The following is a 21584-nucleotide window of genomic DNA, read 5'->3' as shown; positions in this document are numbered from 1 at the left end:
TGCATAATCCGGATCGCCGCATGACCGACAGCTTCGTCACTCAGTGCCCGCATTGCCAAACCAGCTTCCGCGTCAGCCATGCCCAGTTGAGCGTGGCTCGCGGGGTGGTTCGTTGCGGCTCCTGCTTGCAGGTATTCAATGCCGCCAGGCAGTTGCTTGAGCAGGCCGGCAAGGAACCACCGGTCGCGACGCCGCTCCCGCCTGCGCAGCCTGAGGAGCCCCTTGAGCCATCGCCACCGCGCGCCATCAGCCAAAAGCAATGGAGCGCGACCGAACTGGACCTGGACAGTCTCGACCTCGACGAAGAACTCGCCCGGCTCGAACAGCGGGAAATCCAGCCGGCCACTGAACTCGGCCGCCACCGCGACGATTCGCTGAGCGCCCGTCGCGACAGCGCCGGGCAGGACGACGAGGAGCCGTGGTCCGACAGCCTGTTCAGTGCTTCGGCGGCCGATCGCGCGCCAGTCGACGAACCGCTCGACAGCCTTGAAACACCAGAGCCGACGGTCGAAACGGACAAAACCTCACGCACCGAACCTTCGCTGTCCCTGGAACCGGTTGATCTCGACGACGAACCGCAACCACCCCATTTGCGATTGCACGACCCTCTTGATGCGCCGCTGAACCACGAACACCTGTCGGCCGCCGACAAGAGCGAAATCGACGACAACCTGCCCCCGATAGAACCGCTGCGCAAGCGACGCGAACGCAGCGAACCGGGCGTACGCGCCGAAGTGCTGCAAGACCTGACCGACGACCCGCTGCAACTGGACTGGCAAAAACGCCGCTCACCTTGGGGCCGACGGCTGTTGTGGTTGCTGCTGGTGCTGATTGCCGCTGGCGCCCTCGCTGGCCAGTACATCGCCTACCATTTCGACGAACTGGCGCGACAGGATCAATATCGCCCGTGGTTCCAGCAACTGTGCCCGCAAATCGGCTGCACCGTGCCCTCCAAAGTCGACATCGCGAAAATCAAAAGCAGCAACCTGGTGGTGCGCAGCCACCCCGAGTTCAATGGCGCCCTGGTGGTCGATGCGATCATCTATAACCGCGCGCCCTTCTCCCAGCCCTTCCCGCTGCTGGAACTGCGCTTCGCCGACCTCAATGGCCATCTGATCGCCAGTCGTCGCTTCAAGCCTGGCGAGTACCTCAATGGCGATCTCGAAGGCATGGCGGAGATGCCTCCGCAAACGCCGATCCACATCGCCTTGGACATTCTCGACCCAGGCGCCAAGGCCGTGAACTACAGTCTGAGCTTCCACTCTCCGGAGTAAAACGCTTCATTGCTCCCGGATTAACGCCGGCTTTCTGACTGCTCCAGGCAAACCAAACCACGGGTAATAACAGAATAGCTGTTCAGAATTTGTTCAATTCAGCCTTTATCCAGTCATCGAGAGCGGGTATCATGCCAACCCTTTTTCGAACTCTCATGATCCGGCCCCACAACAGGGAAGTCCTATGTCGGCGGTACGCATCGGCCCATACACATTACATAACAGCTTGATTCTCGCCCCCATGGCGGGCGTCACCGACCAGCCCTTTCGTCAGCTGTGCAAGCGCTTGGGCGCGGGACTGGTCGTCTCGGAAATGGTCACCAGCGACATGAGTTTGTGGAACACCCGCAAGTCACGCATGCGCATGATCCACGAAGGTGATCCCGAGCCACGCTCGGTACAGATCGCCGGTGGGGACGCACAGATGCTGGCGGACGCCGCCCGTGCCAACGTTGAAATGGGTGCGCAGATCATTGATATCAACATGGGCTGTCCGGCAAAAAAAGTCTGCAACAAGGCTGCCGGTTCCGCACTGTTGAAGGATGAACCCCTGGTAACCGAGATCCTGCAGGCCGTCGTGGCTGCGGTCGATGTGCCGGTTACCCTGAAGATCCGGACCGGTTGGGACCGGGACAACAAGAACGGCCTGACGGTGGCGAAGATCGCCGAACAGGCAGGTATTACGGCGCTGGCGGTGCATGGCCGCACCCGTGCCGACCTGTACACCGGTGAAGCCGAGTACGACACCATTGCCGCAATCAAGCAGGCGGTGTCGATTCCGGTCTTCGCCAATGGCGATATCGATTCGCCGGAAAAAGCCCGGTACGTGCTCGACGCGACCGGTGCCGATGGCCTGTTGATTGGCCGGGCTGCCCAGGGGCGGCCATGGATTTTTCGCGAGATCGACCATTTCCTGCGTACCGGCGAGAAACTCCCGGCGCTGGAACTGATCGAGGTGGAACGCATTCTGCTAGAGCATCTGGCTGCCCTGCACGCCTTTTATGGCGATGTCATGGGCGTACGCATTGCTCGAAAGCATGTGGGCTGGTATCTCGCAACCCTGCCGGGCGCCAGGGAGTTTCGCGCCCACTTCAATCGTTTGGATGGTACGGATGCACAATGCGCCAACGTTCGGGCGTTTTTCGCCGAGCGTTACAAGAGCCTGACAGGGGACGGAGAGTGGGTGGCCGCATGACGATGATGACCGAGACTTTAGTGAGTGGAACAACACCCGTGAGCGACAACGTGAATTTGAAACAGCACCTCAATACGCCAAGCGAAGAAGGTCAGACCCTTCGCGGGAGTGTCGAGAAGGCGCTGCACAATTATTTCGCCCACCTTGAGGGCGCTGCCGTCACGGATGTGTACAACCTGGTGCTCTCCGAAGTCGAGGCTCCCCTGCTCGAGTGCGTGATGAACTACGTCAAGGGCAACCAGACCAAGGCCAGCGAGATGCTCGGGCTTAACCGGGGCACGCTGCGCAAGAAACTCAAGCAGTACGATTTGTTGTAAGCATTCAATCAAACCAGAAAGGCGCCCGCGTAAAAACGGTCGCCTTTTTTGCTGACTTCCTTTGCTTTTGATGGAAATTGAGATGACCGACCAGACTACCCGCCTGCCGATCCGCCGCGCCTTGATCAGCGTTTCCGACAAGACCGGGATCCTCGAATTCGCCAAGGAGCTTGAAGCCCTGGGCGTCGAGATCCTCTCCACCGGCGGGACGTTCAAGCTGCTGCAGGACAACGGCGTTGCCGCAGTGGAAGTCGCGGATTACACAGGCTTTGCGGAAATGATGGACGGCCGGGTGAAGACCCTGCACCCGAAAATCCACGGTGGGATCCTCGGTCGTCGCGGTATCGACGACGCAATCATGAACGAGCACGGCATCAAGCCGATCGACCTGGTAGCGGTCAACCTGTACCCGTTCGAAGCCACCATCAACAAGCCAGGCTGCGACCTGCCGACCGCCATCGAGAACATCGACATCGGCGGCCCGACCATGGTCCGTTCCGCCGCCAAGAACCACAAGGACGTGGCCATCGTGGTCAACGCCAGCGATTACGCCAGCGTCCTCGAAAACCTCAAGGCCGGTGGCCTTACCTACGCCCAGCGTTTCGACCTGATGCTCAAGGCCTTCGAGCACACCGCCGCCTACGACGGCATGATCGCCAACTACATGGGCACCGTGAACCAGTCTGCCGACACCCTGAGCACCGAAGGTCGCAGCGAGTTCCCGCGCACCTTCAACAGCCAGTTCATCAAGGCTCAGGAAATGCGCTACGGCGAGAACCCGCACCAGAGCGCGGCGTTCTATGTTGAAGCCAAGCCTGCCGAAGTCGGCATCGCCACCGCGACCCAGCTGCAAGGCAAGGAACTGTCGTACAACAACGTGGCCGACACCGACGCCGCGCTGGAATGCGTGAAGAGCTTCGTCAAGCCGGCGTGCGTGATCGTCAAGCACGCCAACCCGTGCGGCGTGGCTGTCAGCCCTGATGCCGAAGGCGGCATCCGCAAGGCCTACGACCTGGCCTACGCCACCGACACCGAATCCGCCTTCGGCGGCATCATCGCCTTCAACCGCGAACTGGACGCCGAGACTGCCAAGGCCATCGTCGAACGTCAGTTCGTCGAAGTGATCATCGCTCCGTCGGTCAGCGAAGAGGCCCGCGCCATCGTCGCTGCCAAAGCCAACGTACGCCTGCTGGCCTGCGGCGAGTGGTCGGCTGACCGAGCGGCGGCCTGGGACTACAAGCGTGTCAACGGTGGCCTGCTGGTACAGAGCCGCGACATCGGCATGATTGGCGCCGACGACCTGAAAGTGGTGACCAAGCGCGCACCGAGCGAGCAGGAAATCCATGACCTGATCTTCGCCTGGAAAGTTGCCAAGTACGTGAAGTCCAACGCCATCGTCTACGCCAAGAATCGCCAGACCATCGGTGTCGGCGCCGGCCAGATGAGCCGCGTGAACTCCGCGCGTATTGCTGCTATCAAGGCGGAACATGCCGGTTTGCAGGTAGCCGGTTCGGTGATGGCTTCCGACGCCTTCTTCCCGTTCCGCGACGGTCTGGACAATGCGGCCAAGGCGGGCGTGACTGCCGTGATCCAACCAGGCGGCTCGATGCGTGATGCTGAAGTGATTGCTGCTGCCGACGAAGCCGGTATCGCAATGGTATTTACCGGCATGCGCCACTTCCGTCACTGACAGCACAGCACTCCCCTGTAGGAGCGAGCTTGCTCGCGAAGAACGACTAGACGCCACAGTGTTTCAGACACCCCGCGTTATCGTTAACCACCATCGCGAGCAAGCTCGCTCCTACAGTTCCCAGATTTGCGTCATCCGAGGTTTTTGAAATGAATGTTTTGATCATTGGCAGCGGTGGCCGTGAACACGCCCTGGCCTGGAAAGTGGCTCAAGATCCGCGCGTGCAGAAGGTGTTCGTGGCACCGGGCAACGCCGGCACCGCCATCGAAGCCAAGTGCGAGAACGTCGCCATCGACGTTCTGGCGCTTGAGCAACTGGCAGACTTTGCCGAGAAAAACGTTTCCCTGACCATCGTTGGCCCTGAAGTGCCGCTGGTTGCCGGTGTTGTGGATCTGTTCCGCAGCCGTGGCCTGGATTGCTTCGGTCCGACCGCTGGCGCTGCGCAGCTGGAAGGCTCGAAAGCCTTCACCAAGGACTTCCTGGCTCGCCACAAGATTCCGACCGCCGACTACCAGAACTTCACCGAAATCGAGCCGGCCCTGGCTTACCTGCGTGAAAAAGGCGCTCCGATCGTGATCAAGGCCGATGGCCTGGCCGCCGGTAAAGGCGTGATCGTCGCCATGACCCTGGCCGAAGCCGAAGACGCCGTGCGCGACATGCTGGCGGGCAATGCCTTTGGCGATGCGGGTTCGCGCGTGGTCATCGAAGAGTTCCTGGACGGCGAAGAAGCCAGTTTCATCGTCATGGTCGACGGCAAGAACGTCCTGCCGATGGCCACCAGCCAGGACCACAAACGCGTCGGCGACAGCGACACCGGTCCAAACACAGGCGGCATGGGTGCTTACTCCCCGGCGCCAGTGGTCACCGCCGAAGTGCACAAGCGTGTCATGGATCTGGTGATCTGGCCGACCGTGCGCGGTATGGCCGAGGAAGGCAACGTCTACACTGGTTTCCTGTACGCCGGTCTGATGATCGACAAGGCTGGTAACCCAAAAGTCATCGAATTCAACTGCCGCTTCGGCGACCCTGAGACCCAACCGGTGATGCTGCGCCTGCAGTCGAGCCTGGTTCTGCTGGTCGAGGCTGCTCTGGCCCAGGCGCTGGACAAAGTAGAAGCGCAATGGGATCCACGCCCGAGCGTCGGCATCGTGCTTGCCGCTGGCGGCTATCCTGGTGACTATGCCAAAGGCGTGGCCATCAAGGGGCTGGATGCAGCCGCCGCACTGGAAGGCAAAGTCTTCCACGCCGGTACTGCGCTCAAGGACGGCCAAGTCGTAACGGCCGGCGGTCGGGTGCTTTGCGCAACGGCCATGGGTGCCAGCGTTGACGCTGCACAGCAGCAGGCCTACAAGCTCGCGGCTTCGATTGATTGGGAAGGCTGCTTCTATCGCAAGGACATTGGCTACCGCGCCATTGCCCGCGAGCGTGGCGAAAATCAGGAATAAGGTAAACACCGCGCCGGGCAATAAACACCGTTTATTGCCCGGCTATTCCGGCGCCGCGCATCGTTATATTCTGGCATCAACCTAACGAAGGGATTTCGCCGTGCGCTGGCTCAGGATTGCCGTAAGCTTGACCGTCACTTTGCTGACCTTGCTCTGCATGCTACCGGCCCACGCCGCGCAAGGCAGTGGCTGGGCGGTATTGCTCGACGAACAGGGCGACCTGCAGCTGAGCGACATTCGTTCCGCACGTTACACCAATCAATTCAGCCCTATCGAACTCGACCGCATTACCGCCGCCGAACCCGATGGCGCGTTATGGTTGCGATTCAGGCTTGCACCGGGCAAACATGAACAGTTGTTGCGTGTGTTCGCGCCTGACCTGCGCCAGTTCAACATGTTCGTTCTGGACGGCGACAAGCTGATCGATCAATCCAGCACGGGCAACGAACACCCCCAATCCGAGCGACCATTGCCCAGCAGCGACTTCATGCTGGCCCTGCCGCAAAGTGACACCCCCCTCGACGTCTACCTGCGACTGGCCTCCGACCACCAGTTACGGCCCTACATCACCCTGCAGTCAGCGATCATCTCGGCCGCCAACCAGAACCAGACGCTGATTTATGGCCTGCTGTTCGGTTGTATCGCCATGCTGATCCTGCACAACCTCATCCGCTACGCCTACACCCGCTCGCATAGCGCCCTATGGTTGGCGACGTGCGAAGGGCTGTTGATGCTCAGTCTGCTGTTGTTGTTGAATCTCGCAGGCCCCTGGCTGCCGGACTGGCATGCACTGCAAACGCCGGGGGCTTACTTGGCATTATTGATGACTGCACCCTGCGGTCTGATGCTTGCCTATCGTTTCTTCACCCCGCTCGGGCCGCATCCGCTGAACCGGTTGCTGCTTGGCGAGGTCCTGCTGATCACCGCCTGCGGCCTGATGCTGCTGTTCGTCAATACCTTGCCGCTGAACTTCATTACCTACGGCCTGGTAGCCCTGGCTGGCCTGAGCATGCTGTTCATCAGCGCCTATCACTGGCAAAAAGGTTATCGCCCGGCTCGCCTCTTCGTGGCGGCCATGGTGGTGTTCAACCTCGGGACACTGGTCATCCTGCCTGCTCTGTTGGGGCTGACCCTGATCGAACCCCACGGCCTGATCACCACATTGCTGGCGTTCATCTGCATCAGCGGCCTGTTGATGAGCATTGCACTGAGCGAACGCCAGCGACGCATCACCGAAGACCGCTTCAGCATCAGCCGTGACCTGGCGGCCAGCAACGCCGAGATCAACGCCAAGGCCGAGTTCCTGGCGAAAATCAGCCATGAAATCCGTACCCCGATGAACGGCGTCCTCGGCATGACCGAACTGCTGCTGGGCACGCCGCTATCGGTCAAGCAACGCGACTACGTTCAGACGATCCACAGCGCCGGCAACGAACTACTGACACTGATCAACGAAATTCTCGACATTTCCAAACTCGAGTCCGGACAGATTGAACTGGACGACGTGCAGTTCGACCTCAACGCGCTGATCGAAGACTGCCTGAGCATCTTCCGCGCCAAGGCCGAGCAGCAAAACGTCGAGTTGATCAGTTTCATCCAGCCGCAAGTGCCTCGGGTGATCAGCGGTGACCCGACACGCTTGCGCCAGACGCTGTTGAGCCTGCTTGAAAACGCCCTGAAAAAAACCGATGAAGGCGAAATCCTGATCGTCGTGGCGCTCGACGAGCGCAACACCAAACCACGCCTGCGTATCGCCGTGCAGGACAGTGGCGAGCCCATGGACGCCGAAGAGCGCGACGCCCTGATGCATACCGAACTGCACAGCCGGCATTTTCTTTCGGCCACCCAGTTGGGTGGCAACTTGGGGCTGGTGATAGCCCGTCAGTTGATCCGCTTGATGCAGGGGGAATTCGGGATCAAGAGCGGCAACAACCAGGGCAGCACCCTGTGGCTGACCCTGCCGCTGGACCCGGATCGCCTCGAACACCCGACCTCCGACCTCGACGGCCCGCTGCAAGGTGCGCGGGTATTGGTGGTGGATGACAATGACACCTGTCGCAAGGTGCTGGTGCAGCAATGCAGCGCCTGGGGTCTGAACGTCAGCGCCGCATCTTCCGGCAAGGAGGCGCTGGCCTTGCTGCGCACCAAGGCTCATTTGCGCGATTACTTCGATATAGTCTTGCTGGACCAGAACATGCCCGGCATGACCGGCATGCAACTGGCGGCCAAGATCAAGGAAGACCCGAGCCTGAACCATGACATCCTGCTGATCATGCTCACCGGCATCAGCAACGCACCGAGCAAGATCATCGCACGCAACTCCGGGATCAAGCGCATTCTCGCCAAGCCGGTGGCCGGCTATACCCTCAAGACCACTCTGGCCGACGAACTGACCCAGCGCAACAAAGGGCTCGTCGCGACCCAGCCCCTGCCAATCGGCCCGACGTTACCGGTCAAGGTCCCCTGCGACTTCCGCATTCTGGTGGCTGAAGACAACAGCATCTCGACTAAGGTGATCCGCGGCATGCTGAGCAAGCTCAACCTGCAACCGGATACCGCCTGCAACGGCGAAGAAGCCTTGCAGGCGATGAAAGCCCAGCGTTACGACCTGGTGCTGATGGACTGCGAAATGCCGATCCTCGACGGCTTCTCGGCCACTCAGCAATTGCGCGCCTGGGAAGTCAGCAACCAACGGGTTCGCACCCCTGTGGTGGCGTTGACCGCCCATATCCTTGCCGAACACAAAGAGCGTGCGCGCCAGGCTGGCATGGACGGACACATGGCCAAGCCGGTGGAACTGTCGCAGTTGCGCGAACTGATCGAACACTGGGTCGCCCAGCGTGATCAGCAGAAACGCACGACGACCCCAACGTCCTGAGCCGACAGACTTCGCAACCCCTGATAGACTCCCCCTCGACTTCCCTCGCCAGTGAGCCCGGCACCATGCTCCATGTGTTGTTCAGCGTTTATCTGAAGATGCTGGTGCTCTATAGCCCATTCTTCGTGTTGTCCTGCTTCATCAGCCTGACCCGTGGTTATTCGCGCAAGGAACAGCGTCGGTTGGCCTGGAAAGTAGCGGTCGCCACCCTGGTCTCCAGCATTCTGCTGTACTTGTTCGGCCGAGTGATTTTCAGTGTGTTCGGCATTACCGTGGACGCCTTTCGTATCGGTGCCGGCAGTGTGCTGTTCATCTCGGCGCTGGGCATGGCGCAAGGCAAATCGGCGGTACAGACCGACAATGTGCAGCAGGATGTCACCATCGTTCCACTGACCATCCCGCTGACAGTCGGCCCCGGCACCATCGGTGCCTTGCTGGTGATGGGAGTGAGCCAGCCGCACTGGGACGACAAGCTCACGGCCATTGTCGGCATTGCCCTGGCCAGTTTTACCGTGGGCGTGGTGCTGTTTTTGTCCAGCCGCATCGAACGTATTCTCGGCGACCAGGGGTTACAGATCGTCAGTCGATTGATGGGGTTGTTCGTGTGTGCACTGGCAGCACAGATCATCTTCACCGGGGTCAGGGGCTACCTGCTTCCTTAGCCCGCGAGGAGACTGCACGGTGTGCTCGCTGACCTGAATGCACAGTGCCTGTCGTTGCGACCCTAACCACAGCACTGTGTCTTCTCTGAATGCCTTGTATTCGTCGACCGAAAAACGCGAATGAAGGAACGAAGTGCTCACACCTCCCACAACGCGACTCAAGGCAAATTCCTGCCTGATGAACTGGCGATCTATCGGCTGACCCGTTTCAAAAAACATCGAAGCCAACGTCAGGAAGCCATCAGCCTCGATAACGCCTGCCAGCACTCTCACGCGATGATGACGGTTGCCGGCGTGATGACCTGCCGTGCTCGCCGATTCAGTCTCGACAGCCATGATCGATTGCCCACGGAAAACACCCGATGCCACCGACGTCTCCGGCAATTGCGCGACCCTGCGCAAAGCACTTGCCGTCAGCACGATCTGCTCAGCGGACAGACTTGATTGAAAGGCCGCACGGACAGCATCCTGTATTGAGAAAACCGTAACACCTGCAACCGGGAACATTCCCGAAGTTGTCCCTTGATCGTGGAGCTTCCAACCACAGGCAACCAGCGTATCCACAAATACATCGGTCCATTGAGCGTGGTTCCTGCCGTCTGGAAAATCTTCCTCTGCCGCGAGTTGCGCAAACAAAATAGTGTCAAGGGCGTCCTGCCCGATTGCAGCCGACAACGACGTCGACAACAGCAAAACGCTGCCTGAATTTATCAATACGGAATACGCCATGCGCTTTCCTTTTTTCAAGAAGGCCAGAGACACAAAGCCTCTGGCCTTGCCCCTTCACTTGCGCCGGCTGAAACGCTTGACCAGAACTTCTTTTCGGTGGATGCCAAGATACTCTTCGATATCCGACTTGATCTCCGCATAACGGACGGGATTGAAAGTAATGAACGACTTTCCGTGAAAAATTTCCAGAGAGGACGTCTTCCAATCAACAAACAGCAAGCCGCCGTCCTTCCCCCCACCCTGATGATCAACCGCGCCTATCGCAATCAGAATCATTCCGTTCGCCATTTGTTCGCAGGGAATAGTGGACAAGCGCACGCCTTCGGCATTCTTCGACTCAAGATTCAACAGGTTGATCGCCTCAGGCTCTTTCTTCAATGCATCCAATGTAGAGCTGGTCACTGCACTGAGCACGGAAGCCCCTGGAATTGCAGCCTTTGCGGCTTCGACGGCCGCCTGGATAATATCAACCATGATATTATCCATCGTTACCTTAAGCGAAGTGGCGCTGTATTTTGAATAGCCTTTATCCGGCACGAAACATCCAAGATCCTCCATGCACTTTGTAAACGCATGGTACCAAGCCTTGGGATCCTTATTACCGGAAACTTCATAAGTTGCTTCCATCTTCGACATGGTGATCAGATTTTCAATAATCGCCATGTTTTCGAGACTTATTTTGTCTCCGTACCCGACCAGACTGTTGCCAAGTACCAGCGCGTTGAGCTCCTTTGTAGGGCTCGAGGCAATCGACAAAGCCAAGGACCTTACACGCGGCTTGTCAGCCAAGGCAACTTTACGCTTCTGAATGCACTTCCTTACAAACTCAACGCGTTGCGAAACACTTACCGCGCTCTCAAAATCATCCATAAACAATACTCCTTTATATATTAATAAGCGCCCCATCCGGGAGCGCCCTGAATCTAACCCGCCCAATCCAGACTATCAACTGCGACCAAATACAACATATGTACTTCAATCAACATTTACCAAGAGCACATACACCCCATACAAATAAAGCACGCAAGACAACCGGACCGTCATTAACCTATGACGATCCGGCTTTATCCAACAAATAAAAATACTGACTGTTATAAGGGGGTGAGCTTATCGCCATAGCTGCGCGGCGTGTACACCCACGTACTACCATCGAGGCGAGGAATCACGCGCGTTGTCGATGAGCCGATGAGAACCATGGTCCGCATGTCCACCTGATCGACACTCAGTTGACCGAGTGTTGTCACCCGCAAGGTCTGCCCCGGACGACCGATGTCCCGCCCCAACACAACCGGCGTGGCCGGTTCACGATGCTGGCCAACAATCTCCAGCGCCCGCCCTAATTGCCACGGCCGCGAACGCGAGATCGGGTTGTAAAAGGCCAGGGCGAGATCGGCTTGAGCGGCCAGATCCAGGCGTTTTTCAATGATCGACCAAGGCTTGAGGTTGTCCGACAGCGACAGCACACAGAAGTCATGCCCCAAGGGCGCACCGGCCTGGGCAGCGGTTGCCAACGAAGCAGAGACACCCGGCAAAATCTCAAGATCGACGCTGTGCCAGATGGCATCGCTAGACTCGTGAAGCGCCTCAAGCACAGCGGCTGCCATGGCGAAAACACCCGGATCGCCAGACGAAACCACCACCACCGACCTACCTTGGGCTGCCAGTTCAAAGGCGTGACGGGCGCGCTGCATTTCTTCACGGTTATCGGTGCAGTGCAAGACCTGATCAGCCCGGAACGGCCCGGCCATGCGCACGTAGGTCTCGTAGCCGAGAACATCGTTGGCACGAGCCAGTTCCGCCTTCACCGCCGGCACCATCAATTCGGCAGCCCCCGGCCCGAGACCAATCACCGCCAGGCGCCCGCGTGGGCGGCCGATCTGCAAGGGGTCCAGCGGCTGCTCGGCGACCGCAATGGCAATAGTGTCATCACCAACGATGGAGACAGGCTGCCCTATGGCATGCCGCAGCAGTTCACTGGCCGCACCTGCAGCACTGACAAAACGCAATGGCACACCCAACTCAAGCGCACTTTCGCGCAGCGCAGAGTTGGCCATTTCGGTGTCGGCGGCCAACAGGCAAGCCATCGATTGCACGGCGATTCCGGCCTGATGCAAAGCCTCGCGAATGATCCCCGACACATTGCTCGATTCGCCCGTGACGGCAACCAGCACGTTGCGTGGATAGATCAGCAATTCGTTTGCGGCTGGCTCGCGCTCGGTATGGCCGACGTGAACGGTCAGCCGCGCCTGCTCATTCTCAGGCAACTGCACATGTGCCAGCCACGGAGCCTCACCCTCAATGCGCACCGTTTCGCCGGCGAGCAGATCGGAAACGAATCGTTTGCCCAACTCAAGATCGCCAAGGGCATAGCCGCTGGGCGGGTTGAGCAGGCAAGTGCCGAAACGCAACTCGCCGCTGGTGGTGATCGCCGCCGCGACTTCAAGCGCGGCAGCAATTTCCCGCGCCATCACATTCACCCCACCGAGACCACCCAACAGTGGAACCACTGCGCTACCGTCTTCGGCTACCGCCAATACCGGTGGTTCGGCGCCTTTTTCCAGCAACAGGGGCGCCAGCGTGCGGATCACGATCCCGGCCGCGCACAGGGCAATGATCGGCGCGCCCTGTTGATAGAGTTCGCGCAGGGTCGCACCGAACTCGTGATAGGCCCGATCCGCGCCTTCGACCCGTTCGGCCAAGCCATGGATCAGGGCGTCGGGATACACCTGCTGAATACTACGCGCGGTGGCGAGGCTGCCATTGCCAAGAATGACAATCGCCGGAACTGGACGGGTCATCAGCCTTGCCACCTTTCACCAGGAACGATGATCAACGAGAAGTACGGCGAGGACATCGGCTCGACCTGATCCAGCGGCACGATCTTCTGATTGGCCATGGTTGCACGCTCGACGTACAACGCGCGCTCGGCCAGGCCAAGTTCTTCCAGCACTTGGCGAACCTTGGGAAAGTTGCGCCCAAGCTTCATGATCACCGCCGCATCGGCATCGGCCAGGCGACGCTTGAGTTCGTCGTGCGGCAACACACCGGACAACACCGACAGACTCTGATTGCGATACACCAGCGGGGCACCGAGCACCGAGGCCCCGCCAAGCATCGAGCACACACCGGGCACGACTTCGGCCTGATAACGCTCGGCGAGCCGGTCGTGCAGGTACATGTAGGAGCCGTAGAAGAACGGATCGCCTTCGCAGATCACCGCCACATCGCGACCGGCATCGAGATGCGTCGCCAATTCGCCGGCTGCGTCATCGTAGAAGTCGCTGATCACTTGCTCGTAGGACAACGGTGCCGGCAAGGCTTCGGTGGTCACCGGGTACACCAGCGGCAACAAATTCTGCGCTTCCTGCAGATGCGCCTCGATGATGCCGAAGGCGTTGCCTTTCTTGCCCTTGGCCACGAAGTACGCCACCACTGGGGATTCGCGTAGCAAGCGCAGGGCCTTGACGGTAATCAGTTCCGGATCACCGGGACCGACGCCGAGGCCGATCAAACGTCCAGGTTGCTGCATCATTCGATCTCCGTGGCGAGGGCATTGACGGCGGCGGCGGCCATGGCGCTACCGCCCAGGCGACCCTGCATGATGACAAAAGGCACGCCACGGCTGTCAGCCGCCAGCGCGGCCTTGGATTCGGCGGCACCGACGAAGCCCACCGGAAAACCGAGGATCAGCGCCGGTTTTGGCGCACCGGCGTCAAGCATTTCCAGCAAGTAAAACAGTGCCGTCGGAGCGTTGCCGATGACCACCACGCTGCCTTCCAGATGCGGGCGCCACAGTTCCAGCGCAGCGGCTGAGCGGGTGTTACCCAAATCACGAGCCAGTTCCGGAACACTCTCGTCGCGCAAGGTGCAGATCACCGGATTGTTCGCCGGCAACCGCGCACGGGTCACGCCTTCGGAGACCATCCGCGCATCGCACAAAATCGGCGCGCCGGCCGCCAGCGCATCACGCCCGGCCTTGCCCGCACCTTCGGAAAACTGCAGGCCGTCGATGGCCTCGACCATGCCGCAGGCGTGAATGACACGGACCGCGAGTTTCTCCAGATCGTCCGGGATTCGGTCGAGGTTGGCCTCGGCGCGAATGATCGCGAAGGAGTTGCGATAGATCTCCTGACCGTCGCGGATGTAATCAAGCATCAAGGGGGCTCCGTGAGCGGGCGTCGAGCAGGGCCGCGACCGCTTCAATAGTAAGGTTGCGTGCGTGCAGCGCGCCGAAACCCGGCTGCGTTGCATCGCGAAAATAGAGGTCGTAGTGACCGTGGGCGACGGCCAGTAATGTGACGGGCGCCGTATGCGCGGCGGCGCAGGAGCGCGCGCACCCGCTCAAATGCACGCTCGGTGTTTGACCGTGACGCTGCAGCAATCTGGCCAGTTGCAGGGCATCGCCCTTGGTCTCGGCCAGGCTTTTACCGCAGCCGTTTGAGCCGGTGCAGGCGATCAACCGGGACAAGGGCAGATCGGCTTCGCACTGCAAGCCAATACACTGCAATTGCCGAATGACCTCAGCGGCGTTTTCCGTGCGGACATTGGGCAACAGCAGGCTTTGCCAAGGAGTGAAGCGCAGACTGGAATCCCCGAACTCCCGCGCCAGTTGTGCCACACCCCGCAGCATCGCCGGATCAAGTCGCCCCAGCGGCGGGACGGCTCCCACATAGACAACACCGGACTCGGCTTGGGGATGGGCACCCATGTGCAAATCACTGGAGCCCGAAACCCGTTGCCAACCGATAACGGCCTGCAGCGGCACTCGCTCAGCCAGTCGAAGCACAATGCCCCCGATCGGGTACTCGGCCAGCAAATGGCGCATCCGCGTTTGCTCGGGGCGCGCCAGTTCAAGGAACAACTCAAGGACCGCGACTACCAGCGCGTGCCCGTCAGCCAGTGCAACCGAGCCGGCGGGGCTGTCCGTCGGGCATCCCGCCAGACCGAACGCCAGCCGTCGCTCGCCGTTTTGTTCAAACGCCGAGAGCCACAGGTCATGGGGATGCTCGAGCATCGTCAGGTCTTCACCGCCATCAAGCTGCACGGCGAATTTGGCACTGAGGTCGTGGAACGCTTCCTGGCTTTGCAGTGTGGCGAGGATCTGCCCGGCCAGCGGACGAGTGTCGAACAGCATGCGCCGATCGATCCCGGCGCCGGGGCTGAGCATCAGGTTGCGCACATCGTCGCCAGCCGCCGTTCGCGGCCCCAGATCGGCGGCCAGCAGGCTGTCGATCAACGCCGCTTGCTCGTTGCCAATGCCGCGGATCTGCAGGTTGGCCCGGTTGGTCGCTTCGATCGCTCCGCTGGCATATCGCTCGGCGGCATCGGCCACAGCAATTGCCTGGTGCGCACGGATGGCGCCACCGTCGAGTTTGATCCGGCAAATACCACCGTCCAATGCCTGGACGACACGCAACAACCCGGGACAGGCGGAAGGGCGCAAGCGGTTGGGTATCTGACGTGACTTCACAGGACGACCGGTACAAGACGAAGGACAGCATTATGCCTGCTTTGTCCGACCTGATGAAAAACCCTGGCAGGTTGACGACGAAAAGCGCGTGATCCCCGGCCCAGGCTTTGCGCTTCAAGCCTGAATAGCCATCGCAAGTTCTAATTGAATACTCAGTAAAAAACGCTAACAGCAAGAATCAATTCAACCATCCAGACATATTTAAACCACACACCAACCCTTGTACTTTTCACCACCCCCCAAATAAAACAACGGCAAAAAACCAGCCATTTCAAGGGAACAAAAAATGAAATCTGAAAAAACAACCGGAATATTGACAGCCCACAACCTTATTTCATGTATCGACGAAATATCACTGCAAGATTACGACGACTTCACCCATTGCACACAAATAGCCACCCAGTCCGCAGACATGGTTGGCAGTCGCTTCGCCGACTCGACAACGTGGCTGAATGAATACGTTGCGACGTTGAATTTTTTCGGCTGGTCCGTTTTTCAGGATGCCATCTTCACCCGCACCCAACACTCCGTTTCGAAAAGCATTGCCGAGTTTCTGATCCAAAGCGCTCAAACCATGCCGGATAGCCGGCAAGGGAACGCTATGATTGACACACTCGACGCATTGAAACCCAACCAGACGGCGCTTTATTCACTGGACCAACAAAGTTCCCTGGGGGAGCGCTTTCAAGTAATACCCGCACGCTACGACTCAAAGGGGTTTCTTGAAATCGCAGTCTTTAATCTTGAATTAGTTACCACGATCAAAAAAAGTGGTTTTCTATTCTGGAATATGGAGGATCACGCTGCAAAAATCATCCAGCAACGTGCTTATCTTAAACTGGACAAAAACATACTCGAAAGCAAAAGATCGCTCATCGAACGCAAGCGGCTCGAAATCAGAATGAAGAGATTCGACCTGAAAAAGAACCATTAACTGGATAAGCCCTGATCACATTGACAGACACCAGCGACAGGCGAACTCAATCCACACCGCGCTATGATGCACCACCGCACAGGTCGATACAGATCGGCAGCGCGATGATTTGGCTTCGATTGATAGAAGAGGAACAGCATGACCCCCTGGCTGACAGTGGTAGGCATTGGAGAAGAAGGCTTCAAGGGGCTTGGCAAAAATGCCCGACACGCTCTGATGAACGCCACGCGGATCATTGGCGGTCAACGGCAACTGGACCTGTTGCCGGCCTGCATCTGCGGTGTACGGCAATTGTGGCCCAGTCCTTTCGCCCTTGAACCGGTTTTGGCGAAACAGGGAGACCCCGTTTGCGTCCTGGCCAGCGGTGATCCGATGTTTTTCGGGGTGGGAGCCAGTCTCTCCCGACATTTATCCAGCGATGAAATGCTTATTCTGCCCGCTCCCTCTTCTTGCTCACTTGCTGCGGCGCGAATGGGTTGGCCCTTACAGGAAGTGGTCACGTTGTCGGTGGTTGCCCGCCCCGTTGCCGCACTCAACGCACAATTGTCCAGTGGCGTGCGCTTGCTGGTGTTGAGTAACGACGGCCACAGCCCCGCCGCCATCGCCGCACTGCTGCGTGAACGTGGTTTCGGTCCGAGCCGGATAACAGTGCTCGAACATTTGGGCGGTGAAGCCGAGCGGCGTGTCGATGGCATCGCCAATGAATGGACTGATCCTGTGATCGCCGACCTGAATCTGATCGCTATCGAGTGCATCGCCGAGCCGAACACGCTACGCCTGTCACGACTGGCCGGCCTGCCAGACTCCGCCTTCAAGCACGACGGCCAACTGACCAAGCGCGATGTGCGCGCCATCACCCTCGCGCGCCTGGCCCCGATCCCCGGCGAACTGTTGTGGGATGTCGGCGCCGGCAGTGGCTCGATCGGCATCGAATGGATGCGCGCCCACCCCGGTTGCCGCGCACTGGCCATCGAGGCAGATGCGGGCCGACAAGCGTTGATCGAACACAACCGCGATGCCCTCGGCGTTCCCGGCCTGCAACTGGTTCGCGGCAGCGCGCCGCAGGCACTGACCGGGCTGGAGCGGCCGGATGCGATTTTCATCGGCGGCGGTGTCACCCGCGAGGGCGTGCTCGATACCTGCTGGGCCGAACTCAAACCCGGTGGCCGGCTGATTGCCAACGCAGTCACACTGCAAAGTGAAATGACCCTGATGGCCTGGCGCGAGCAACACGGCGGGGAGCTGACGCGAATTCATATCGCCCAGGCCCAACCGCTGGGCGACTTCGACACCTGGCGCCAGGCCTTGCCGATTACCTTGCTGGACGTGACGAAACCCTTCGATGCGTGACGAAACCGCCGAACACCCCGCCCCTCTGCGCAGCGGCCTGACCACCGGCAGTTGCGCCACGGCTACCAGCCTCGCCGCCGCGCGTCTGCTGCTGGCTGGCACATCGACCGATGCGGTGGAAATCGTGTTGCCCAAGGGCAAACAGGTGCAGATGCGCCTGGAGTTCTGCCGCCTCACCGAGGACGGCGCCGAATCAGGAACCCTCAAGGACGCCGGTGACGATCCAGACGTGACCCACGGTGCCCTGCTCTACTCCCAGGTGCGCCTGAGCAGCGAACCGGGGACGCGCTTCAAGGCCGGTCGCGGCGTCGGCACCGTGACCCGGCCCGGGCTGGTGCTGGGAGTCGGCGAGCCCGCGATCAACCCGGTGCCACGAAAAATGATCAGCGAACACTTGGCCCGACTGGCTGACGAACTCGGCTACAGTGGCGGTTTCGAGGTCACGGTCAATGTCGAGAACGGCGAGGCGCTGGCACTGAAAACCATGAACCCACGCCTGGGCATTCTTGGTGGCCTGTCGATACTCGGTACCAGTGGCATCGTCCGGCCGTTTTCCTGCGCCGCCTACATCGCCTCGATCCACCAGGGCATCGACGTGGCGAAGACCAACGGTTACCTACACATCGCCGCCTGCACCGGCAACGCCAGCGAAGACACCATGCGCCGGGTCTACAACCTGCCGGAAATCGCCCTGATCGAAATGGGCGACTTCGTTGGCGCCGTGCTCAAGCATCTGCGCAAAGCGCCTGTGGATAAACTCAGCCTGTGCGGTGGTTTCGGCAAGATCAGCAAACTGGCGGCCGGGCACATGGATTTGCACAGTCGTCATTCGAGCATTGACCTGCCGCAACTGGCGTTATGGGCGGCGCAGGTCGGCGCCGATGCGGCGTTGCAGCAGAGCATCCGCGAGGCCAACACCAGCCAGCAGGCACTGGCCATGGCCGCCGCAGCCGGGGTTGCCCTGGGCGATGCCGTCTGTCAGCACGCCCTGGATTTTGCCCGCAGCGTGGTGCCGCCGCAGGTTCAGGTGGAAGTCTTCGCCATCGATCGCCAGGGCGGGATCGTTGGCCATGCGGGGGCCTTTCAATGAAGCGCATCCTGTTGCTCGGCGGCGTGACCGAAGCCATGGCCATTGCCCGCACGCTGGGACCGCAGCACATCTACAGCCTGGCCGGCGTAGGTCGGATACCAACAGATCTGCAATGCCAGGTTCGCGTCGGCGGCTACGGCGGCGCCGAGGGTCTGGCGCAGTTCATTCGCAAAGAAGGCATCGATCTGCTGCTCGATGCCACTCACCCCTACGCCGCCCAAATCAGCCAGAACGCCGCGACCGCCGCGCGCTTGAGCGGCATTCCTTGCTGGGCGCTACGGCGTCCCGCCTGGCAAGCCCAGGCGGGTGATGACTGGCGGGAAGTCAGCGATTGGGCGAGACTGATCGACGCTCTGAAGCCCTTCCGTCGACCGCTGTTCACCCTCGGTCGCGAGCCCCTGCAACACCTGGACGAAATTCCAGCGGCACAATTCTGGACCCTGCGCGCACTGGATGTGTATCCGGGCAACGAGCGCTGCGAAGTGATCGGCGCCCGTGGACCATTCCTGATCGACGATGAACGTGAGTTGTTCGAACGGCGAAACATCGACGTGCTGATCAGCAAGAACAGCGGCAGCACGGCGACCGAACCGAAACTGGAAGTCGCACGTGAACGTGGGGTGCCGGTGATTGTCTTGAAGCGGCCGGTGTTGCCCGACGTGGATTGTGAATTCCTCTCGGTGGCGGATATGCTGGATGTCCTATCTATGTAGGACTGTTCCTGAGAGTTGCTAAATCCAGCGATTGCGCTGGCAATAAACTCAGACGCAGCTGGCTATCGTACTCTACGACCGCATTCCTATAGTTCGCCTCCTCCTGAACCGATCAAGCGCACCCGACATCCACGGGGATGAATGGCCTCGCCCAAAAGAAAGTGACGCTTGCCACCCTGTATCCCAAGGAATACGATTAAATATGGTCGAATTTGAGCGATCCCGAGTATTTGCTGACTGGCTCAACTCGCTGAGGGACACCATTGGCAAAGCTCGAATAATCGCGAGACTCCGGGCAGCCGAGTATGAAAATTTTGGTGATTGTGAATCTGTAGGTGCTGCGGTGTATGAGATGCGCGTTCACTACGGCCCAGGCTACAGGTTGTACTTCACTCGCCGAGATGAGGTGATTTACTTGCTGTTGATTGGGGGTGACAAGTCGACTCAAAAACGAGATATCAAACGTGCTATTCAAATGGCACACAATATCGGTAATGAGGAGTAAATCATGGCCGAACAATTTACCCGTTTTGATGCCGCCGAGTTTCTCAAGACACCGGAAGAAATGGCGGCTTATCTGGATGCCTGCTTTGAAGAGGATGCTGGAGACGGCGTGCTGATACGTGCAGCGCTCAACGATATCGCCCGGGCAAAGGGCATGACACAAATAGCCCGTGATGCCGGCTTGGGGCGCGAGAGTCTGTACAAGGCGCTGAGCAGTAGTGGCAATCCGGAATTCGCGACTATCATGAAGGTTATGAAAGCCTTGGGTCTGCGTTTGCACGCCATCGCTGTCTGATGCTGCGACACCACACCGCACGCCGTCTTTTTACTTATCGGCCCTGATCAGGCTAAATAGCCCGCGCCTGATCGCCCACCCAAACGGATTTGTCCCATGTCCCGACAACGGCTTGCAATTGCCTGGATAGCCTGCTTCGCAGTGCTGTTCAACATGCTCGCCATGCCGATGTCCGGAGCGATGGCGCAATCGGTGAAGTCACCGGCCGAACAGTTGTTGTGGGGCAGTTTCTGCAGCTCCAGCGGCACCAGGATGGTGGCGATTTCCATCGGGGACCTGGAACAGAAAGCCCCGCAAAGCGACGATCATTCCAACATGCAGCATTGCTGGTGCTGCTCGGGTTCTGCACCATTGGTGGCGCTGCCGGGGCATACGCCACAGCTGTATTTTGCGCACTTCGAGTCCAACCGAAGCCTGCCTGCGACCTCTCTGGAAAGCCCTTCACCGCGCCAGCAATGGCCGAGTCTCAACCCCCGCGCGTCCCCTCTGGTGTGATTTTTTCTCGCATTTGACTGCGTTTTAAATCGTTCCGGAGAATTGCCATGTTGAACAAACTCATCGTTCTGGCTGCGTTGCTGCTGCCTGCCTGCTTTGCCAATGCCCACGAATACAAGGTCGGCACACTGGAAATCGCTCATCCGTGGTCCCAGGAGTTGCCGCCCAATGCGCCCACCGTTGCGGCGTATTTCGTGATCAACAATCAAGGCAAGACCGCCGACCGCCTGCTCAGCGTCGACACCCCCATTGCGGGCGAAGCGCAATTGCATGAGCACGTGATGCAAGGCGACATGATGAAAATGCAGCACGTACCGAGCGTGGAAGTGCCCGCCGGTGGCGAGGTCACTTTCGCGCCCATGGCCTATCACGTGATGTTGCTGGGCCTCAAGGACCGCAGCCTGCTCACTGACGGCAAGCGCTTCCCCATGACGCTGCACTTCGAGAAGTCCGGTGACGTGACGGTCGAAGTCGCAGTGCAGAAGCAAGCGCCGGACGCCATGCAAGAACACAAGCACGCGCAATAACCACCTGCGCTGAATA

General features: G+C 59.5%; 21 protein-coding genes. 15 read left to right on the top strand and 6 right to left on the bottom strand.

Features of this window, described 5'->3' with window-relative positions; translation table 11 throughout:
- The first annotated feature begins 20 nt into the window (after positions 1 to 20).
- The 7 genes from AC3WTM_RS14270 to AC3WTM_RS14240 all read left to right on the top strand — a co-directional run bounded on the left by AC3WTM_RS14270 (position 21) and on the right by AC3WTM_RS14240 (position 9461).
- Complete coding sequence (locus AC3WTM_RS14270; RefSeq protein ID WP_102669201.1) at positions 21 to 1274, top strand: DUF3426 domain-containing protein; 1254 nt, start codon at positions 21 to 23, stop codon at positions 1272 to 1274.
- A gap of 184 nt (positions 1275 to 1458) precedes the next feature.
- Positions 1459 to 2469 (top strand): tRNA dihydrouridine synthase DusB, encoded by a 1011-nt coding sequence (gene dusB, locus AC3WTM_RS14265; RefSeq protein ID WP_057712163.1) that lies wholly within the window; start codon positions 1459 to 1461, stop codon positions 2467 to 2469.
- Complete coding sequence (gene fis / locus AC3WTM_RS14260; protein ID WP_015093301.1) at positions 2466 to 2786, top strand: DNA-binding transcriptional regulator Fis; 321 nt, start codon at positions 2466 to 2468, stop codon at positions 2784 to 2786. The genes dusB and fis overlap by 4 nt, the downstream gene beginning before the upstream one ends.
- 82 nt (positions 2787 to 2868) lie before the next feature.
- Positions 2869 to 4476: a bifunctional phosphoribosylaminoimidazolecarboxamide formyltransferase/IMP cyclohydrolase gene (purH, locus tag AC3WTM_RS14255; RefSeq protein ID WP_102669203.1), complete on the top strand. Its 1608-nt coding sequence runs from the start codon at positions 2869 to 2871 to the stop codon at positions 4474 to 4476.
- A gap of 149 nt (positions 4477 to 4625) precedes the next feature.
- On the top strand, positions 4626 to 5921 hold the full coding sequence (gene purD / locus AC3WTM_RS14250) for a phosphoribosylamine--glycine ligase (RefSeq protein WP_102669204.1): 1296 nt from the start codon (positions 4626 to 4628) through the stop codon (positions 5919 to 5921).
- Between the two features lie 100 nt (positions 5922 to 6021).
- Positions 6022 to 8799 (top strand): hybrid sensor histidine kinase/response regulator, encoded by a 2778-nt coding sequence (locus tag AC3WTM_RS14245; RefSeq protein ID WP_102669205.1) that lies wholly within the window; start codon positions 6022 to 6024, stop codon positions 8797 to 8799.
- Between the two features lie 65 nt (positions 8800 to 8864).
- On the top strand, positions 8865 to 9461 hold the full coding sequence (locus AC3WTM_RS14240) for a MarC family protein (protein ID WP_102669206.1): 597 nt from the start codon (positions 8865 to 8867) through the stop codon (positions 9459 to 9461).
- Here AC3WTM_RS14240 and AC3WTM_RS14235 read toward each other — a convergent pair.
- From AC3WTM_RS14235 to cobG, 6 genes are all read right to left on the bottom strand, one after another.
- Entirely contained in the window at positions 9369 to 10190 is an 822-nt protein-coding gene (locus AC3WTM_RS14235) for a hypothetical protein (protein WP_146023683.1), read from the bottom strand. The genes AC3WTM_RS14240 and AC3WTM_RS14235 overlap by 93 nt on opposite strands.
- 54 nt (positions 10191 to 10244) lie before the next feature.
- The gene (locus AC3WTM_RS14230; protein WP_256586031.1) at positions 10245 to 11060 is read right to left on the bottom strand and encodes a hypothetical protein; all 816 of its coding nucleotides are present in this window, start codon (positions 11058 to 11060) and stop codon (positions 10245 to 10247) included.
- Positions 11061 to 11281: 221 nt separating this feature from the next.
- On the bottom strand, positions 11282 to 12988 hold the full coding sequence (gene cobJ, locus AC3WTM_RS14225; RefSeq protein ID WP_102669208.1) for a precorrin-3B C(17)-methyltransferase: 1707 nt from the start codon (positions 12986 to 12988) through the stop codon (positions 11282 to 11284).
- Positions 12988 to 13719, bottom strand: a complete 732-nt coding sequence (locus tag AC3WTM_RS14220; RefSeq protein WP_102669312.1) for a precorrin-2 C(20)-methyltransferase — start codon at positions 13717 to 13719, stop codon at positions 12988 to 12990. The genes cobJ and AC3WTM_RS14220 overlap by 1 nt, the downstream gene beginning before the upstream one ends.
- Positions 13719 to 14345, bottom strand: coding sequence for a precorrin-8X methylmutase (locus AC3WTM_RS14215; RefSeq protein WP_057712171.1), 627 nt, complete (start codon positions 14343 to 14345; stop codon positions 13719 to 13721). Before AC3WTM_RS14215 ends, AC3WTM_RS14220 begins: the two co-directional genes overlap by 1 nt.
- Positions 14338 to 15645 carry a precorrin-3B synthase gene (gene cobG, locus AC3WTM_RS14210; RefSeq protein ID WP_102669313.1) on the bottom strand — a complete coding sequence of 436 codons (1308 nt, stop codon included), beginning with the start codon at positions 15643 to 15645 and terminating at the stop codon, positions 14338 to 14340. The genes AC3WTM_RS14215 and cobG overlap by 8 nt, the downstream gene beginning before the upstream one ends.
- Positions 15646 to 15946: 301 nt before the next feature.
- On the opposite strand from cobG, the gene AC3WTM_RS14205 reads away from it, so the two are divergent.
- The 8 genes from AC3WTM_RS14205 (at position 15947) to AC3WTM_RS14170 (ending at position 21568) form a co-directional block, all read left to right on the top strand.
- Positions 15947 to 16594 (top strand): hypothetical protein, encoded by a 648-nt coding sequence (locus AC3WTM_RS14205; RefSeq protein ID WP_102669209.1) that lies wholly within the window; start codon positions 15947 to 15949, stop codon positions 16592 to 16594.
- A gap of 138 nt (positions 16595 to 16732) precedes the next feature.
- Complete coding sequence (gene cbiE / locus AC3WTM_RS14200) at positions 16733 to 17944, top strand: precorrin-6y C5,15-methyltransferase (decarboxylating) subunit CbiE (RefSeq protein ID WP_102669210.1); 1212 nt, start codon at positions 16733 to 16735, stop codon at positions 17942 to 17944.
- Complete coding sequence (locus AC3WTM_RS14195) at positions 17937 to 19034, top strand: cobalt-precorrin-5B (C(1))-methyltransferase (RefSeq protein ID WP_102669211.1); 1098 nt, start codon at positions 17937 to 17939, stop codon at positions 19032 to 19034. The genes cbiE and AC3WTM_RS14195 overlap by 8 nt, the downstream gene beginning before the upstream one ends.
- Positions 19031 to 19747 carry a cobalt-precorrin-6A reductase gene (locus AC3WTM_RS14190; protein ID WP_102669212.1) on the top strand — a complete coding sequence of 239 codons (717 nt, stop codon included), beginning with the start codon at positions 19031 to 19033 and terminating at the stop codon, positions 19745 to 19747. Before AC3WTM_RS14195 ends, AC3WTM_RS14190 begins: the two co-directional genes overlap by 4 nt.
- A 202-nt stretch (positions 19748 to 19949) precedes the next feature.
- A complete protein-coding gene (locus AC3WTM_RS14185) occupies positions 19950 to 20252 on the top strand; it encodes a type II toxin-antitoxin system RelE/ParE family toxin (RefSeq protein WP_102669213.1) in 303 nt (100 codons plus the stop codon).
- Positions 20253 to 20255: 3 nt separating this feature from the next.
- A complete protein-coding gene (locus tag AC3WTM_RS14180) occupies positions 20256 to 20546 on the top strand; it encodes an addiction module antidote protein (protein WP_057397803.1) in 291 nt (96 codons plus the stop codon).
- Positions 20547 to 20642: 96 nt separating this feature from the next.
- The gene (locus AC3WTM_RS14175) at positions 20643 to 21041 is read left to right on the top strand and encodes a DUF2946 domain-containing protein (RefSeq protein ID WP_102669214.1); all 399 of its coding nucleotides are present in this window, start codon (positions 20643 to 20645) and stop codon (positions 21039 to 21041) included.
- Between the two features lie 47 nt (positions 21042 to 21088).
- The gene (locus AC3WTM_RS14170) at positions 21089 to 21568 is read left to right on the top strand and encodes a copper chaperone PCu(A)C (protein WP_057712179.1); all 480 of its coding nucleotides are present in this window, start codon (positions 21089 to 21091) and stop codon (positions 21566 to 21568) included.
- The last annotated feature ends 16 nt before the right edge of the window (positions 21569 to 21584 follow it).

The sequence above is a fragment of the Pseudomonas sp. EU05-FHT14B02 genome (assembly GCF_058791055.1).
The sequence above is the reverse complement of the archived record's forward strand: the minus strand, read 5'-3'. Positions and strand labels throughout refer to the sequence as shown.

Excerpts from the sequence above, each read along its gene's own strand:
- AC3WTM_RS14270 (WP_102669201.1), top strand. The coding sequence starts at position 21 with ATGACCGACAGCTTCGTCACTCAGTGCCCGCATTGCCAAACCAGCTTC.
- dusB (WP_057712163.1), top strand. The coding sequence starts at position 1,459 with ATGTCGGCGGTACGCATCGGCCCATACACATTACATAACAGCTTGATT.
- fis (WP_015093301.1), top strand. The coding sequence starts at position 2,466 with ATGACGATGATGACCGAGACTTTAGTGAGTGGAACAACACCCGTGAGC.
- purH (WP_102669203.1), top strand. The coding sequence starts at position 2,869 with ATGACCGACCAGACTACCCGCCTGCCGATCCGCCGCGCCTTGATCAGC.
- purD (WP_102669204.1), top strand. The coding sequence starts at position 4,626 with ATGAATGTTTTGATCATTGGCAGCGGTGGCCGTGAACACGCCCTGGCC.
- AC3WTM_RS14240 (WP_102669206.1), top strand. The coding sequence starts at position 8,865 with ATGCTCCATGTGTTGTTCAGCGTTTATCTGAAGATGCTGGTGCTCTAT.
- AC3WTM_RS14235 (WP_146023683.1), bottom strand. The coding sequence starts at position 10,190 with ATGGCGTATTCCGTATTGATAAATTCAGGCAGCGTTTTGCTGTTGTCG.
- AC3WTM_RS14230 (WP_256586031.1), bottom strand. The coding sequence starts at position 11,060 with ATGGATGATTTTGAGAGCGCGGTAAGTGTTTCGCAACGCGTTGAGTTT.
- cobJ (WP_102669208.1), bottom strand. The coding sequence starts at position 12,988 with ATGACCCGTCCAGTTCCGGCGATTGTCATTCTTGGCAATGGCAGCCTC.
- AC3WTM_RS14220 (WP_102669312.1), bottom strand. The coding sequence starts at position 13,719 with ATGCAGCAACCTGGACGTTTGATCGGCCTCGGCGTCGGTCCCGGTGAT.
- AC3WTM_RS14215 (WP_057712171.1), bottom strand. The coding sequence starts at position 14,345 with ATGCTTGATTACATCCGCGACGGTCAGGAGATCTATCGCAACTCCTTC.
- AC3WTM_RS14205 (WP_102669209.1), top strand. The coding sequence starts at position 15,947 with ATGAAATCTGAAAAAACAACCGGAATATTGACAGCCCACAACCTTATT.
- cbiE (WP_102669210.1), top strand. The coding sequence starts at position 16,733 with ATGACCCCCTGGCTGACAGTGGTAGGCATTGGAGAAGAAGGCTTCAAG.
- AC3WTM_RS14195 (WP_102669211.1), top strand. The coding sequence starts at position 17,937 with ATGCGTGACGAAACCGCCGAACACCCCGCCCCTCTGCGCAGCGGCCTG.
- AC3WTM_RS14190 (WP_102669212.1), top strand. The coding sequence starts at position 19,031 with ATGAAGCGCATCCTGTTGCTCGGCGGCGTGACCGAAGCCATGGCCATT.
- AC3WTM_RS14185 (WP_102669213.1), top strand. The coding sequence starts at position 19,950 with ATGGTCGAATTTGAGCGATCCCGAGTATTTGCTGACTGGCTCAACTCG.
- AC3WTM_RS14180 (WP_057397803.1), top strand. The coding sequence starts at position 20,256 with ATGGCCGAACAATTTACCCGTTTTGATGCCGCCGAGTTTCTCAAGACA.
- AC3WTM_RS14175 (WP_102669214.1), top strand. The coding sequence starts at position 20,643 with ATGTCCCGACAACGGCTTGCAATTGCCTGGATAGCCTGCTTCGCAGTG.
- AC3WTM_RS14170 (WP_057712179.1), top strand. The coding sequence starts at position 21,089 with ATGTTGAACAAACTCATCGTTCTGGCTGCGTTGCTGCTGCCTGCCTGC.